Raw genomic sequence first — 15,094 nt, forward strand, 5'->3', positions numbered from 1 at the left:
TCAGTTCAGCAGCCAGATGGCGCAATTCAGATATCCGGCAAACAACAGCCACAGGATGTAGGGTGCGAGCAGCCATGCCGCCAACTTCCGTATCCTGCCAAACGCCGCCACGGCAGCCAGTACCAGCGCAAGCAGAAGCAGCAGCCACAGGAACGACACCCCATACCAGCCGCGGCCAAAGAAGAGTAACGGCCAGACAAAATTTACCGCAAGCTGTCCACCGTACAGTGTCAGCGCGCGCTTCTTGTCCTGACGCGCCGCGTCCGATTTCCAGACCAACCAGCACGCGACCCCCATCAGAATATATAGCACCGTCCATACCGCTGGAAACACCCATGCCGGCGGCGCAAGCGGCGGCTGTATCAAAGCCCCATACTGGTCCATGCTGCCCATGGTGAGCCATGCGGACAGCCCACCGACCGCAAGCGGCAGCAAAATACTGGCAACCAGCAATTTGCATCAGCTCCTTTCCCCTGCTGTTTCAGGGTATGGAGCTTTTCCGGCGTTTATGTATTTTTCTCTATCCAAAGGTGCGCCGCAGTTTTTCCCGCTCCTCCGGTTTTTCCACCCAGTTCTCAACATAGCCGCAGTCATAGCAGACATAGCGGATCACCGGTACCTTGCCGAGCAGCGTCGCCCTTGTCGTGTAAATATTGTTTCCGCTGGCATAGCGGTACGGATTATCAGAGATGCGGATGCTGTGGGTCCCGCCGCACTTCGGGCATTTTGCGCCGTTTTTCATACCGGTTCCCTCCTTCCCTCAGAGCAGGCCAAGCAGCAGCATTTTCGTTACCTCCAGCGCGTCGTCCGTAACCTTCCTATCCTCCTCGTACTCCGCAACCGGACAGGTTTCCGCATCCGTGTCGCAGGCTTTTCCACAGTATTCGCAAAACTTCATTTCAAAGCTCCTTTTTCCGGTAAAGCCGCACGCTGACCCGATAACACAACAGGTATACCATCAGCGCGACCGACAGACAGCCCAGCAGCAAAAAGACAAAGCGCCTTTCATCCACTCCGGCAAGCCAGCGTCCCGCTGCCGCCAGCAACGGTATCCGGATTTCCAGGCTTACTGCGGCAAACACCAGCGCCAGCGGAAGAAAAAATGCAGCCAGCATGATATACCCCGCCTTTTGGATGCCCCATTTAAACGCTACCGCCATCTCCACACCGATCATAATAACCGCGACCGCTTCACAGGCCAGCACGGACACATAATTTTCCATCAACGCCTGCGGCTGCCCATGCGCCAGACAGTAAAACGTGGCAAATACCAGACTGCACGCAAACAGCGTCAGATTGACGGCCAGCGCCAGCAAAAAACGGCTTGCCACCACCTCGTGCCGCAGGATGGGCAGCGACAGGCTCAGACGGTCCCAGCCGGCGGACTGCTCCGCCGAAAAAGCTGTACTGGGGAACATATACCCCATAACGACAAGCATGGAAAAGAAAAAGATCGGCTGCTCGGCTATGACCGCCCATACCAGAAAAATCACCGGTGCAAGCAGCATGGACTTGATGGAAAGGCGAAAATTCATCCAGTCCGCATATAATATCGCTTTCATCGAGCGCTCTCTCCTTTACAGCTCAGTCCTTTGATAGATTTTCAGGCTGATCAGATAGCAGATAAGGTATACGGCGACGCCGACCGCTACCGCCGCCGTAATCAGCAGGCCGAGCCGCGTTTCTTCCGCCGCATCCAGCCATCGGGCGGCCGCCTCGAACACCTCGCCAAAGCCGGGCAGCTTTTCGAGCACAAACATCCCCAAAACCGGCACCCAGACGCACGCCATAACGATATACCGGCCTTTTTCGATTCCAAACCGAAAGGTGACCGCCATCAGCACCCCCATCAGGAGCAGGGATACCGCCTCGCACACGAGCAAGCCCGCCAAAACCTCGGCTAGACTGGTTGACGAGTCATAAAACACGCAGTATGCCGATGCCAGCGCCGAACCGATCCCCAGCAGTGCCAAGTTGATCAGCACGCCGATCAAAAATTTGCTGCCGACCACATCGCGCCGCAGAATGGGCAGCGACAGGCTCAGGCGGTTCCATCCATACGCCTGATCTGCGGCGAACAGCGTCGTCGGTATCATGATGCTGAGCATCACTACGATAAAGTTGAAAAACATCAGCTTGTTCCACACCAGCGCGGTCGCGGCAAACACCACCAAGACGAACAGAATCGAGCGGATAGACTGCCGGAAGTTCATCCAGTCCGCATACAGCATCGCTTTCATCGCTGCTCCTCCCCTCTGGTCAGGAACAGCATAATCTGCTCGATATTGGCGGCCTCGACCGGCCAGTTTGCCGGCACACTATCCCTGCGCACCAGCGCCTCGCAGCCAAACGCCCCAATCCTTTTCGCACGCATGGCCGACGGCTCCAGCGCGGAAAGCTGCTCCGCCGTGCAGCGCAGCACGCCGAAAGTATCCAGCAGCTCGTCACGCGGCTCGCTCAGCAGAACGCGCCCCTGATGGATAAAAGTGATATGATCCGCGATCTTATCCAGATCGCTCGTGATATGGCTGGACAGCAAAATCGCGTGGCTGTCCTCCTGCATAAAATCGTAGAACAGGTCGAGCACCTCGTCGCGCACCACAGGGTCCAGTCCGCTGGTCGGTTCGTCCATAATCAGCAATTCCGCTCCGTGCGACAGCGCCGCCGCAATGGAAACCTTCATCCGCATCCCCTTGGAATAATCCTTGATCTTTTTATTACGGTCGATCCCAAAGCGTTCCATAAAGCGGAAGAACTGCTCGGACTGCCAGCTTTGATAGGCCTTGCCCATCAGCACATCCACATGCCGGGCGGTCAGCGTGTTCAGGAAGCAGCCGTCCTCGAGCACCACGCCGATACGCTCCTTCACCGCGCGCTCCTCTGCTATATTGTCCAGCCCCAGCACCTTGATCGCACCCGCGTCCCGCCGGATCAGGTTGAGCACCGCTTTGATCGTGGTGGTCTTACCCGCGCCGTTTTCCCCGATGAAGCCCATCACAACGCCGCGCGGAAGCATAAAGCTCACGTCCTGCAGGGCAAACCCATCATAATGCTTGTACAGCCCATTTATCTCCAATGCGTTTTCCATCATGTTTCCTCCTCAAACAATGTTTCCGCGATCCCCAGGAACTCCGCCTTATCCAGATTGCCCAGATGGGCGGCGCGCACCGCCGCTATCAGGTGTTCCTCCACCACGCGGAGCTGCTCCTCGCGCAGCAACTCGGTATTGCACGGCGCGACAAAGCTGCCGCGGCCGGTCTGGGTAATGATAAAACCCTCCCGCTCCAATTCCTCATAGGCGCGCTTGGTTGTGATCACGCTGATGCGCAGCTCCTTTGCCAGCAGGCGCATGGAGGGCAAAGCCTCCCCCGCAGTCAGCTCCCCGCCGACGATCTTGGCCTTGATCTGCCGTACGATCTGCTCATAAATCGGCGTTCCATCCATATTGGACAGGATTATCTCCATTCCATCCTCTCCTCCCGTTTTGTATATACTCATTATATACAATAGTCACGCCATGTCAAGAGGGTTCTTCAAAATATTTTTTGTTTGAAATGACGAAATCTTTTTCTTGTGTTTGTGCAAAAAGCACGTTATACTATTTAACGCGGACAGGATTGTCCCGATTTCAAACGATACAGGCATTACGTCCGCGTTACCGGACAACTTACATTTTTTACAATTTGCTATCTCCTTTTACCTTTCTTTTTTACTTTTTACAGGAAAAGGCAGCCGGAAACCGGCTGCCTTTTCTCTTTCTTATTTTCCTCCGCGTAAAGCATAGAGCGGGAATTGAATGCGGACCTTAAACAAATCCCCGTCCACATCGACTGACAGCGTGCCGCCGCAGGCCTCCACATAGCTTTTCGCAATCGCAAGCCCCAGGCCGCTCCCTTCAGTCGAGCGCGCTTCGTCGCCGCGGACAAACCGCTCCGTGATTTCGCTCGCGTCAAAATCCATCGCATAGTTTGCGGTGTTTTTGATTTCAATCACTGTGGTTTCCTCCCGTTCGTAAACCGAAACGAAGACGCGCGTACCTGCCAACGCGTATTTCACGCAGTTCCCGATCAGGTTTTCCAGCACACGGGACATTTTTTTGCCATCCGCCCAGACCGGCACCTCATGCTCCGGTATATCCACCTTGAGCGTCAGTTTGCCTCCCACGATCGACTGGTCCTGTTCGCCAAGCGCCTGCCGGACGAGCGTGCAGGCGTCCAGCCGTTCGCACTCCATCTGTTCCGCGCCTGACTGTACCTTGGAGATATCGAACAGGTCGCTCGTCAGGTTTTTGAGCCGCAGCCCCTTCTGATGGATGATTTTTGCATAGTCGTTTGCTTCCTCCGGCGTCAAATGCTCCTGACACAGCAGGTCGGCGTAATTCAGGATAGAGGTGAGCGGGGTTTTCAGGTCATGGCTGACATTCGTAATCAGCTCGCTCTTCATCCGTTCCGCGCGGATCTCGTTCTGCAGCGCGGTCTGCATCCCGTCGCCCAGGGAGTTGATATCCTCCGCCATCTCGGAGAAGACGCCGGCCGGCATGTTTTCCAACTTATATTCCAATTCGCCGCCGCGCAGACGCCGCAACGCTTCCACAACACATTCAAAGCCATTGATACGGCTGAGCAGGAACCATGCCGCCGCCGCAAACCAGACCACGCCGAGGATAAAGACCAAAACGCCCTCACCGTAATCTATCATCAGGCCGAACATCATCGCCAGAAGGGAAAGTATGACCGAATATCCCAAAAATATCAGCAGTACATTGCGGGTCTTGTAATTTTTCAGGATTTTTCTCCATACGCTGTTCCCGCCGCGGCCAATGGCATGCCAGCCGCGGCGCAGCAGGTCGGCCAGCCAGAACCAGAGCCGTTTAACCGTCCTCCAGCACCAGCGGCAGGCCCTAAGAATGAACGAGTGCTGTACAAAGCTCCGGTTTTTCAAATTCCGCACCAGAGAAAGCGACAGCTCGACTGCCAGCGCGAACGCGCCGATAAACAAAATGATGCTCGGCAGCAGGAACCACCACATGCCGCCCATGTCCCTTTGCTGCATCCCTTCAAATATCACATAGATATTGAACGCCCCTGCCGCGATCGGCAGTCCAAACAGCAGCAGCAAATTAAGCTCGATAAAAAGGCGGTCAATGGTGACCAGATGGACAGCTTCGTCCTCCCCTGTGCGTCCGGTAACAAACAGCAGACAGATATACGCGATCACCGCCAGCAGGCACAAAACGACCAGGTTACGCAGTATCCCCATCAACGCGCCGCGCTGCGCCGACCATTGCGCCGCATATTCCGCGGCCTGTTCTTCTGTGATGCGCACATAGATCACGCTGTTTTCCGGCACATCCTCTTCCCTGTATACTCCCGACGACGGATCGACATAGGAATACTGCAATGGCATAAACATGTAATCCCCACTAAAATACAAGGTACCGTCCGCCTGCGCCACGGCAAAAAACAGGGACGACGCGGCCTCTTCCTCCGTTAAATCGCTGTTTTTCAGTACACGGTCGCCCATGCGTCCATAATAGTCGCCGATAAAATTCGCCCCACTGAACCGCCGGTCGAAAGTCTCCTGATCCAGCCCCTCGTGCAGCGCGTAGTCTAAATCCGCTACCGTGGTACTGACCAAACCATTCACCAATTGGGAATCCTCAAACCGGTCTTCCAGCCGGTATACCAGCTCGCTGTCGTTCGACCAGCGAAGCATATTCATTATCCCATATTCGGCCTGCGTGACCGCGCCCGCCACGCAGCCAACAACAACCAGAAACGCGACCAGCTTTGCCGCTGTGCTGCGGAATATCTTTTTCACCGTCATGCTCCTTCGCTCCTCTCTATCTTATAGCCCACGCCCCATACAACCTTGAGGTATCGCGGCTCTTTCGGGTTGATCTCGATTTTTTCCCTAATATGACGGATGTGTACCGCAATTGCATTGTCCGACACGATCTCGTCGTTCCACACTTGCCGGTATATTTCCTCGGTTGAGAACACCTTGCCCGGGTGGCGGCAGAGCAGCTCCAGTATTTTATATTCCAGCGGCGTGAGCCGGACGCTTTCCCCATCTACCGTCACAATCTTGCTCTCGATATCCAGCACCAAGCCGCGAATCGCAATCTGCTTTTCCGTTACCTGCATCGCGCCCAGCTGGGTGTACCGCCGAAGCTGGCTTTTTACGCGGGCAACCATCTCGGAAGGATTGAACGGTTTTGTGATATAATCGTCCGCGCCCGCCGTGAGGCCAAGTATCTTGTCCGCGTCCTCACTTTTTGCGGATATTAAAATGATTGGTATATTTTTGCTCTCCCGCACCTTGAGCAGCGTCTTGATCCCATCCATTTCCGGCATCATAATGTCAAGCAGCAGCAGATGCACCGTGCGGCTCATCAGGATATCGAGCGCTTCCAAGCCGTTATATGCCTTTTCCACCGCATAGCCTTCTGCTTTCAGAAATATCCCGATACTGTCCACGATCTCCCTATCGTCGTCCACCACCAGTATTTTCAATTGCTCCATGCTTTCCCCTCCTCTGCGTTTTATCTTATCAGAGCTTTCTGTTGATTTCCGTTATAAAATTCTTGAGATTTTATTAAGATTTTGCTTTCTTCCGGATACAAAAAAAGAGACGCCCCAAGGCGTCTCTTCTTTCAGTTGGAGGTACCACCCAGAATCGAACTGGGGATCAGGGAGTTGCAGTCCCACGCCTTACCGCTTGGCTATGGTACCATTCCAGTATAAGGATTGTAATGGAGCGGCTGACGAGGCTCGAACTCGCTACCTCCACCTTGGCAAGGTGGCGCTCTACCAGATGAGCTACAGCCGCATATAAATGGTGCCTCCGGGCGGAATCGAACCACCGACACGGGGATTTTCAGTCCCCTGCTCTACCGACTGAGCTACAGAGGCAAATCTTCTTCAGCCGATTCCGACCAAAGAAATGGCGACCCGGATGGGACTTGAACCCACGGCCTCCAGCGTGACAGGCTGGCGCTCTAACCAACTGAGCTACCGGGCCGGATCGCCGCCGCCGTACTCACCAGCGGCGAGTTTTATTATATCGAAGATTACGCAAAATGTCAACAGTTTTTTTGCTATTTTTTCATTTTTCCGCGTGCGCCAAAAGCTGCTGCAATTCCCCGCGGCTGAAGGTATATATCTTATCGCAGAACTGGCAGGTCACTTCGCTTTTTTCCTGCTCCGCCGCCATTTGAGACAGTTCCTTTTTCCCCATGCTGATCAGCGCACGCTCGACCTTTTCCCTGCTACAGGCACAGCGGTAGCCGATCTCATCGGTCTGCAAAAAATCCACATCAAACCCATCGAGTACCGCCTGTATAATCTCCTCCAAGGTCACCCCCTGTTCGAGCATGGCAGTCATGGGCTGGAGCTTGGCAAGGTTGGCCTCCAGCCGGTCGATATCCTTGTCCTGCACGCCCGGCATTAGCTGCACCAGCCAGCCGCCCGCACACTTTACTGTCCGGTCGGTATCCACCAGCACGCCCAGCGCGCAAGCGGAAGGAATCTGCTCACTCTCCGCGAAATAACGCGTCAGATCCTCGGCTATCTCGCCGTTTACCAGCGCGACTGTCCCTGTAACCGGATCCTTCAGTCCAATATCTTTAATAACCATCAGGTAGCCGCGACCCACGCCGCCGCCCACATCCAGTTTACCATCCGCCCGCAGCGGCAGGTCGGCCGACGGGTCCTGCAGGTAGCCGCGCACATACCCATCCGCATCGCCCACACAGACGATCGTGCCCAGCGGGCCGTTTCCCTTGACCTGTACGGTCACGGAGCCGTCCGGCGTCTTAAGCTGGCTGCCCATGATCGCAGTCGCAGTCAGCGTGCGCCCAAGCGCGGCGGTCGCCAGCGGCGTTGCGCTGTGAATCTGCCGCGCGCGTTCGACCAGACCGGTCGTTCTGGCTGCGGAAATTTGAATGCCTGCGTCGCGGGCAAGCGCGCGGAGTAATAAATCGCTCATAAATTTTTAATCTCTCTTTCGTGCTGTAAAATAAATCCGGTCTTCGCCGCCACGAACCGGCGCAAATTCCTGATCCCCATAGATTTTGATTTCGCTGAAACCGGCTCGTTCCAGCATCGCGGTCAGCGTTTCAGCCGTATAGATTCGCTCCTCATGCGTTTCCTGCGCACGTGTCCAGTTTTCCCCGCTGCGCTCAAAAATATCGAACTGATAGGCGCACAATCCGTCCTCCACCGCGGCCTGCCATGCGCAGAACACATCCTCGTCCTCCCGCACATAGCAATTTCCGTCCATGCGCGCGAACTTTTCCGGTGTATTGATATCGAACACAAAAAGGCCGCTCCCCGGCTCGAGAAAAAGATGCACCCGATCGAACGCCTGCTGTAATGTTTCCGGCTCGGTCACATAATTAACGCTGTCCAGGCAGCACAGGCATACGTCCACCGTACCATACAGGTCGAGCGCCTCCATCCGTTGATTGAGAAACAGCGGCCTGAGATCGCAGTTCATCGTATTCTGCATGGCCTGCATCAGCATATCGGGCGACGCATCCACCCCGATCATCTCATAGCCGCGCTGGGCGAGTATGCCGGTCAGGCTTCCCGTGCCGCAGGCCAGGTCGAGCACCAGCTTCGGCTGCATCCCTTCGCGCGCGAACAGGCGCTCAAAAAAATCCGCCCAGCGCGCATAGCCCACGTCATCGGTAAACCGGTCGTAGTATGCCGACAGGGTTTGATAACTATTCATGGTCTTCTTTCAGGCGGTCCAGCATTCTGCGGTAGCCATCCGAGCCATACACCAGACATTTATTGACGCGGCTAATCGTCGCCGTGGATGCGCCGGTTTCCTGCACAATGTCGCTGTAAATGCGCCCCTCATCCAGCATGCGCGCCACCTGGAAGCGCTGCACCATCGCGCGCAATTCAGCGATCGTACACAGGTCCTCAAAGAAGTCGTAGCATTCCTCTACCGTTTTGAGCTTCAAAATCCCTCGAAAAAGGATATCCATATCCTCGTCTTTCAATTTTCGGTTCAACCCCATTTCCTCCTTTCGAAAAATCTTTCTCATTATGATGTATTTATTATAGCACAGCGCTTTCATAGTGTAAAGTATGAAAAAAGCGAACCGCCCCTCCTGACCGCTGCACAGGCTGCCTCAAGAGAAAAACAGGCCGCATCCTTGACGGATACGGCCTGTTCTTATTGCAATTTACAGCTTACGCCTTGCCGTTGCAGCCCAGAACGTTGATCAGCTTGTGGGTGACCATGTCCTTGACAGCCTGGCGCGCAGGCTTGAGGTACTGGCGGGGATCGAAGTGATCCGGATGCGCGTCAAAGTACTCGCGAATGGTAGCGGTAATCGCCAGACGGATATCAGAATCGATATTGATCTTGCAGACGGAAAGCTGTGCGGCATGGCGCAGCTCCTCTTCCGGAATACCGATCGCATCCGGCATCTTGCCGCCATGCGCGTTGATCATCTGGACGAAATCCTGCGGAACCGAGGAGGAACCGTGGAGTACGATCGGGAAGCCCGGCAGGCGCTTAGATACCTCTTCCAGAACGTCGAAGCGCAGCGGAGGCGGAACCAGAATGCCCTGCTCGTTGCGGGTACACTGGTCGGGCGTGAACTTATAAGCGCCGTGGCTGGTGCCGATCGCAATTGCCAGCGAGTCGCATCCAGTGCGGGTGACGAACTCCTCAACCTCTTCCGGATGGGTGTAGGAGGAATCCTCCGCGGACACCTTAACGTCGTCCTCAACGCCGGCCAGCGTTCCCAGCTCAGCCTCTACGACAACGCCGTGCGCATGCGCATACTCAACGACCTTTTTGGTGATCTCAACGTTCTCATCAAACGGCTTGCTGCTGGCGTCGATCATAACTGAGGTAAAGCCGCCGTCGATGCAGGCCTTGCAGGTCTCAAAGTCCGGACCATGATCAAGATGCAGCGCGATCGGGACATCCGGACACTCAATAACCGCAGCCTCTACCATCTTGACGAGGTAGGTGTGGTTCGCATAAGCGCGCGCGCCCTTGGAAACCTGCAGAACAACAGGGGCTTTCTGCTCCTGGCAGGCCTCGGTGATGCCCTGAACAATTTCCATGTTGTTCACGTTGAAAGCGCCGACAGCGTAGCCGCCGTCATAGGCCTTCTTAAACATCTCAGCAGTAGTAACTAATGGCATGGTAAACTTCCTTTCCTAACAAACAAATTAGCCTAAGCTGAATTCTCCCTTTATTTTAGCAGGGTACATTCATAAAATCAAGTCCAGCGCACAAAAAACCAACCAAAAATTGCTTGCTGTTCCCGTGTCCGGCAGCCTGTCCAAAAAATTCGGATTTGCATTGATTTTATTGCGTTTTTATGATACCCTTTAGAATGAAAGAGAATGCAGAGTATTGCGCCCTGATTCTCAACTTTGTTAGGAGGTATATCATTATGAGTGAACTGAAAGGCGCTTGCGTCATCGGCCAGTCGGGTGGCCCGACTTCGGTCATCAACTCTTCTGTTCTGGGTGCGCTGGAAACCGCGCTGGACAACCCGTCCATCACCCGTGTCTTCGGCATGGCGCACGGCATCAAGGGCTTGCTGAACGACGAACTGTACGATATCGATAAGGAAGACCGCGAGGAGCTGGCGCTCCTGCGTTACACCCCGTCCTCTGCCCTCGGCTCCTGCCGCTACAAGCTGGCCGATCCCGATGTGGACGACACCGATTACAAGCGCATTCTTGAAATCTTCAAAAAGTACGACATCCGTTATTTCTTCTATAACGGCGGCAACGATTCGATGGATACCTGCAACAAGGTTTCCAAGTATATGATGAAGTCCGGCTATGAGTGCCGCGTCATGGGTATCCCGAAGACGATCGACAACGACCTGTTCGGCACCGACCACTGCCCGGGCTTCGCTTCCGCCGCCAAATATATCGCCACCTCTTGCATGGAAATCTACCAGGATGCGCGCGTGTATGACACCGGCATGGTCTGCATCGTCGAGATCATGGGCCGCCACGCCGGCTGGCTGGCCGGTGCGGCCGGTCTGGCTACCGCTATGGGCGCGGGTCCGGATCTGGTCTACCTGCCGGAGACCGACTTCGACATGAAGAAGTTCCTGGCCGACGTCAAGCGCATTTATGAAGAGAAGGGCAACTGCTTGGTCGCGGTTTCCGAAGGCATCCACTATGCGGACGGTTCTTTCGTATCCGAGGCAAAGACCTCCGCGACCGACGGCTTTGGCCACGCCCAGCTTGGCGGTCTGGCCTCCATGCTGGCCGATACGGTCAAGAACGAGCTTGGCTGCAAGGTCCGCGGCATCGAGCTGTCCCTGCTGCAGCGTTGCGCGGCGCACTGCGCTTCCAAGACCGACGTGGACGAGTCCTATATGGCGGGCAAGGCTGCGGTTGAAAACGCGGTAGCAGGCAAGACCGACTATATGCCGGGCTTCCAGTGTACCCGCGACGAGAACGGCTACAAGTGCGAAATCGAGCTGCTGCCGCTGAGCCAGGTTGCCAACACCGAGAAAAAGGTGCCGCGCGACTGGATCAACGAAGAAGGCAACGGCGTAAACGAAAAGTTTATCGAGTACGCAATGCCGCTGATCAACGGCGAAAACGTAGGCCCCAAAGTGAACGGCCTGCCGCGCTTTGCCAACCTCAAGAAGATCAAGGCGGAAGCGTAAAACAAAAATACGCGCTCTGCTGCGCGAAACAATGCCGAAAACAGGCAGAGCCGCCAGGCTCTGCCTGTTTTTATTTTCAAGGGGAGGGAACCTATATGACCAAACGCTATGTTACACCTCTGCTTGTCTCCTTATCAGTGGTTGTATGGCTGGCTGCCAGCCTGTATCTGACTGAAGTTTCCGTCCAGTATGACGACGCCGTCCTTTCCAATTCCTACTATTTTTGGTTTTACGCGCCGGCGGCGCTGATCGCAGGCTGCCTAAACAGCGGCAAAGCCGCGCCGCGAAAACCATCCCGCGCGGGCGATGTGCTGATCTTTTTTGTTTTCACAGGGCTTGCTTTCCTGCTTTTTTATCAGCCGGGCGGGATGCGGCGGCTGCCCTATCTGCTGTATGTCTGGTGGCTTGCCTTGCTGCTCCTTTTGCTGCTGCTTGCGGCACTGTACCGGCACATCCCATGCCGCCATCCCCAAAAGAAGCAGCGAACACAGACTCCTCTGCATGGGGTAGCCATCGTGGTGCTGCTGCTGTATCTCTCCATAGCGCTTGTCACTGCGCTCTATCTTGCCGTGCTGCATCCCGTCAGCGTGGAGCAAATCACGCCCATCGGCGAAGCCGGGGGAGGGCGCTTTATAGGCCGCATCACCGGCGACCGGTCACAGAATCCGCTCGGCGTTTACTTTTTCGCGGACGGCGACCGCTGGTACTATTACGACGTTTTGACCGGCGCGCCTGTCAGCTACGACTCCCCTGCACATCTTCATCCATCAAGGTGATCTAAGTATGATAGACATTATACAAGACGCCTCCTTTTCCGCTCGCGGCATTCCTTTCGGCATCGCCGAGGTCGTTTATCCCGCGCGGCGCGAATGGGAGGAAGCCGCGTTCCGTGCGCTTGCCGAAAAAGAACTTTCCGCATGCAAGGCCTGTTATGCAGATTACAACCGCAAGGCAGTCTTTGGGGAAAACCCTTATTTCCGTTTTTTCCGGAAATTTCGGAAAACCTATCCGGTTATGCAGCAGTTTGAATCCGTCCTGTTCAAGGGACGCCCATTTCCGGAGGTCAACCCGATCACTGAGGTCCCATTCCTGCTCGAACTGTGTACGTTTGTCCTGTCCGGCACGCATGATATCGACCGTATGGACGGCCCCCTCACCCTGTTCTCTCCTGACGCCAGGCTACCGTTTGCCGGCATGCGCAGCGACAGCACGCACACCTATCCCGGCGACCTGTGCGGCCGCGACCACAGCGGGATCATCTTCAGCATGATCGCGGGCGCGGATACGCGCACCTGTGTCTGTCCGGAAAGCTTTCATGTGTTTTACCCTGTTTTCGGCACGCCGGACACGCCGCGGGAGCTGCTGCGGGACGCGCTGAACCGGCTTTCCGGCTACATCCGCACGCTCGCCCCCGATGCGGCGGTCGAGACTTGCCTGCTATGACCGCGTTACCGTTTTTCCGCTTTCAGGAGGCTTTTCAAAAAAGTCTCTTTTTTCTTGCAGTAATCCGCTCCTTTCACGCGTCAAATGTTTGGAAAGGATGTGGAGCCGCTGTGGAAGCTGTCGAAAGCAACGCCCCCTCATACCTACAGGACGAGGACGGTTTTGCGCGCCTGCTCGACGACTGGGGCGACCAGCTGCTGCGCCTATGTACGCTTTATCTGAAAGACGTGCATTTAGCCGAGGACGCAGTACAAGAGACAATGCTCAAGGCGTGGCGCAGCGCCGGACAATTCCACGGCGGGGGCAGCGAAACGACCTGGATCACCCGCATCGCCATCAACGTATGCAAAAGCTATCTGCGCTCCCCTTGGAAGCGCCGCCGCGCGCCCGCCGAAGAACTGGACGCGCTGCTTGCCCCCGCAGATGACCCTCATGTGGACGATACCCTGCCCCGCGCCATTCTGGCGCTTTCCCGCCCTTACCGCGAAGTCATCATCCTGCACTATTATCAGGAACTCAAGGCGCGCGAGATCGCCGATATCCTCCATGTGGATATCTCGACCGTCACCGCCCGCCTGTCCCGTGCCCGCAACAAGCTGCGCGAGAGCCTGAAAGGATGGTACTATGATGAATAAGCGCAATATGAGGAGGGATCTCGATATGACCATGGCAAATATCACACTTTCACCCGAACGGCGCGCCCAAATCCTGCGCGGCGTCCGGCCACGCCGCGGAAAGGCCCTGTGTTGGACGACCGGCCGCATCCTGGTGGCCGCTGTTCTGGCGGTGCTGCTGACCTTCTCGGCGTTCGCCGCCGCTGTCCCTGCGCTCCGCACAGCGCTACAGAACGCGCTTGGCAGCTTCGCCGGACAAAGCCAAAGCCTTACCGGCATCGCTATGGAATACGACGGCATCGAGGTGCGGCCGGTGTCCGCACTCTCCAGCAGCACCTATGTCCGCATCTGGGCCGAGGTGCAGGACAAGACGGGCGACCGGTTGCGCGCGGATATGGATATTGACGGGTATGTCGCCGATGTCCCCACTTTGGGCATATCGCAGTTCAGTCTGCCGCAGGTCATCTCGTATGATGAAGAAACCCACACCGCATTGATCGAATTTTCCAGCACCGGCTATGGCGTTACGGAAAACGTCCCTGTCTCTATTTGCTTTGATCGGTTCCAGCCCCGGCAGAAGATTTCCGACGTTTCGGTTCCGATCGAGCTGGTAACGGCGCAGACGTTGGCCAGCACCACCGCCCCTGACGGTTCGGTCGTCCTGGTCCCTGAGCAAACGCCTGTCGCGCTGGAGCATACCGATTCTGTTCGTTTGTCCTCTTTCGGCTTTGCCAACGATGGACGACTCCATTTGCAGTTGGCTTTCCTCAACGCTGCGAACAGGGAAGACAGCTATCTGATCACGACCGCGCGCAGCATTTCAGGGGGGAAAGACGATGCCGTCTACAACCAGGAGCTTGGCAACAGTATGTTTGAGGAAAACGGGATCTGGTATCAGGATATGTCTTTCAGCGTGTCTCCCTCGGATTTGGGCGACGTTACCTTTGACGATTTAGCTGGCACATTGCTTGTCCTGCCCGCGGTCACCGGCGAATGGTCCACGGATATCACCATCCGGCCGGTTGAAGAGATCACCTACTATCCCAACGTTCAGGTAGGCGGCGCTTTGGTGAAGGAGATTCGCGTCTCTGAAATCGGCTTCTACGCGCTCTCCTCCAGCCAAGGTACGATTTTAGGGTATCGTCCAACCTTTGCCATGACCAAGGACGGCAAAAAGCTCTATCTGACGAATAATTGTATTGAAAGCGGCTGGTGCATTGACGATTGGAATGGCAGCAGTGGAGCCGGCCACGCGATCGACCAATGGCTGTTTGACGAGCCGATCGACCCTGCAAGCATCGCTTCCCTCAATTTTGACGGAGTGACCGTTCCCCTGCAGTAAGCCTGTTGTAAAAAAATCCCCTCT

General features: G+C 55.7%; 18 protein-coding genes and 4 tRNA genes. 5 read left to right on the forward strand and 17 right to left on the reverse strand.

Annotation, left to right across the window (positions count from 1 at the left end; all coding sequences use genetic code 11):
* The 17 genes from DBQ51_RS01450 to fba all read right to left on the reverse strand — a co-directional run bounded on the left by DBQ51_RS01450 (position 1) and on the right by fba (position 10,175).
* Positions 1 to 453, reverse strand: coding sequence for a TspO/MBR family protein (locus tag DBQ51_RS01450; RefSeq protein WP_054326033.1), 453 nt, complete (start codon positions 451 to 453; stop codon positions 1 to 3).
* Positions 454 to 520: 67 nt separating this feature from the next.
* On the reverse strand, positions 521 to 742 hold the full coding sequence (locus tag DBQ51_RS01455) for a hypothetical protein (RefSeq protein WP_054326034.1): 222 nt from the start codon (positions 740 to 742) through the stop codon (positions 521 to 523).
* 18 nt (positions 743 to 760) lie between these two features.
* On the reverse strand, positions 761 to 898 hold the full coding sequence (locus DBQ51_RS16380) for a hypothetical protein (RefSeq protein WP_159068024.1): 138 nt from the start codon (positions 896 to 898) through the stop codon (positions 761 to 763).
* Position 899: 1 nt separating this feature from the next.
* Positions 900 to 1,562 carry an ABC-2 transporter permease gene (locus DBQ51_RS01460; RefSeq protein ID WP_107630563.1) on the reverse strand — a complete coding sequence of 221 codons (663 nt, stop codon included), beginning with the start codon at positions 1,560 to 1,562 and terminating at the stop codon, positions 900 to 902.
* A 15-nt stretch (positions 1,563 to 1,577) separates the two neighbouring features.
* Positions 1,578 to 2,240 carry an ABC-2 transporter permease gene (locus DBQ51_RS01465; protein WP_107630564.1) on the reverse strand — a complete coding sequence of 221 codons (663 nt, stop codon included), beginning with the start codon at positions 2,238 to 2,240 and terminating at the stop codon, positions 1,578 to 1,580.
* Complete coding sequence (locus tag DBQ51_RS01470) at positions 2,237 to 3,091, reverse strand: ABC transporter ATP-binding protein (protein WP_242977799.1); 855 nt, start codon at positions 3,089 to 3,091, stop codon at positions 2,237 to 2,239. The genes DBQ51_RS01465 and DBQ51_RS01470 overlap by 4 nt, the downstream gene beginning before the upstream one ends.
* Positions 3,088 to 3,465, reverse strand: a complete 378-nt coding sequence (locus tag DBQ51_RS01475; RefSeq protein WP_054326038.1) for a GntR family transcriptional regulator — start codon at positions 3,463 to 3,465, stop codon at positions 3,088 to 3,090. Before DBQ51_RS01475 ends, DBQ51_RS01470 begins: the two co-directional genes overlap by 4 nt.
* Positions 3,466 to 3,759: 294 nt before the next feature.
* A complete protein-coding gene (locus DBQ51_RS01480) occupies positions 3,760 to 5,826 on the reverse strand; it encodes a sensor histidine kinase (RefSeq protein ID WP_107630565.1) in 2,067 nt (688 codons plus the stop codon).
* Complete coding sequence (locus DBQ51_RS01485) at positions 5,823 to 6,515, reverse strand: response regulator transcription factor (protein ID WP_107632109.1); 693 nt, start codon at positions 6,513 to 6,515, stop codon at positions 5,823 to 5,825. Before DBQ51_RS01485 ends, DBQ51_RS01480 begins: the two co-directional genes overlap by 4 nt.
* 145 nt (positions 6,516 to 6,660) lie before the next feature.
* A tRNA-Cys gene (locus DBQ51_RS01490) sits at positions 6,661 to 6,734 on the reverse strand.
* A gap of 21 nt (positions 6,735 to 6,755) precedes the next feature.
* Positions 6,756 to 6,831 (reverse strand) — tRNA-Gly (locus DBQ51_RS01495).
* Between the two features lie 7 nt (positions 6,832 to 6,838).
* A tRNA-Phe gene (locus DBQ51_RS01500) sits at positions 6,839 to 6,914 on the reverse strand.
* A gap of 32 nt (positions 6,915 to 6,946) precedes the next feature.
* Positions 6,947 to 7,023 (reverse strand) — tRNA-Asp (locus tag DBQ51_RS01505).
* 84 nt (positions 7,024 to 7,107) lie between these two features.
* Complete coding sequence (gene hslO, locus DBQ51_RS01510; protein ID WP_107630566.1) at positions 7,108 to 7,989, reverse strand: Hsp33 family molecular chaperone HslO; 882 nt, start codon at positions 7,987 to 7,989, stop codon at positions 7,108 to 7,110.
* Positions 7,990 to 7,995: 6 nt separating this feature from the next.
* Positions 7,996 to 8,736, reverse strand: a complete 741-nt coding sequence (locus DBQ51_RS01515) for a class I SAM-dependent DNA methyltransferase (protein WP_107630567.1) — start codon at positions 8,734 to 8,736, stop codon at positions 7,996 to 7,998.
* Positions 8,729 to 9,025, reverse strand: a complete 297-nt coding sequence (locus tag DBQ51_RS01520; protein ID WP_054326081.1) for a YerC/YecD family TrpR-related protein — start codon at positions 9,023 to 9,025, stop codon at positions 8,729 to 8,731. The genes DBQ51_RS01515 and DBQ51_RS01520 overlap by 8 nt, the downstream gene beginning before the upstream one ends.
* Before the next feature lie 181 nt (positions 9,026 to 9,206).
* Entirely contained in the window at positions 9,207 to 10,175 is a 969-nt protein-coding gene (gene fba / locus DBQ51_RS01525) for a class II fructose-1,6-bisphosphate aldolase (protein WP_054326044.1), read from the reverse strand.
* Positions 10,176 to 10,429: 254 nt separating this feature from the next.
* On the opposite strand from fba, the gene DBQ51_RS01530 reads away from it, so the two are divergent.
* The 5 genes from DBQ51_RS01530 (at position 10,430) to DBQ51_RS01550 (ending at position 15,070) form a co-directional block, all read left to right on the forward strand.
* Positions 10,430 to 11,671 (forward strand): 6-phosphofructokinase, encoded by a 1,242-nt coding sequence (locus DBQ51_RS01530; RefSeq protein WP_054326045.1) that lies wholly within the window; start codon positions 10,430 to 10,432, stop codon positions 11,669 to 11,671.
* A 95-nt stretch (positions 11,672 to 11,766) separates the two neighbouring features.
* Positions 11,767 to 12,447, forward strand: a complete 681-nt coding sequence (locus DBQ51_RS01535) for a hypothetical protein (protein WP_107630568.1) — start codon at positions 11,767 to 11,769, stop codon at positions 12,445 to 12,447.
* A 7-nt stretch (positions 12,448 to 12,454) separates the two neighbouring features.
* Positions 12,455 to 13,114, forward strand: coding sequence for a hypothetical protein (locus DBQ51_RS01540; protein ID WP_107630569.1), 660 nt, complete (start codon positions 12,455 to 12,457; stop codon positions 13,112 to 13,114).
* A 110-nt stretch (positions 13,115 to 13,224) separates the two neighbouring features.
* Positions 13,225 to 13,749, forward strand: coding sequence for an RNA polymerase sigma factor (locus DBQ51_RS01545; protein ID WP_054326048.1), 525 nt, complete (start codon positions 13,225 to 13,227; stop codon positions 13,747 to 13,749).
* 25 nt (positions 13,750 to 13,774) lie between these two features.
* A complete protein-coding gene (locus DBQ51_RS01550) occupies positions 13,775 to 15,070 on the forward strand; it encodes a hypothetical protein (protein WP_107630571.1) in 1,296 nt (431 codons plus the stop codon).
* Positions 15,071 to 15,094: the final 24 nt, after the last annotated feature.

Origin of the sequence: Agathobaculum massiliense, assembly GCF_900291975.1 — a bacterium.
In the GTDB taxonomy this organism is placed as follows: Bacteria; Bacillota; Clostridia; order Oscillospirales; family Butyricicoccaceae; genus Agathobaculum; species Agathobaculum ammoniilyticum.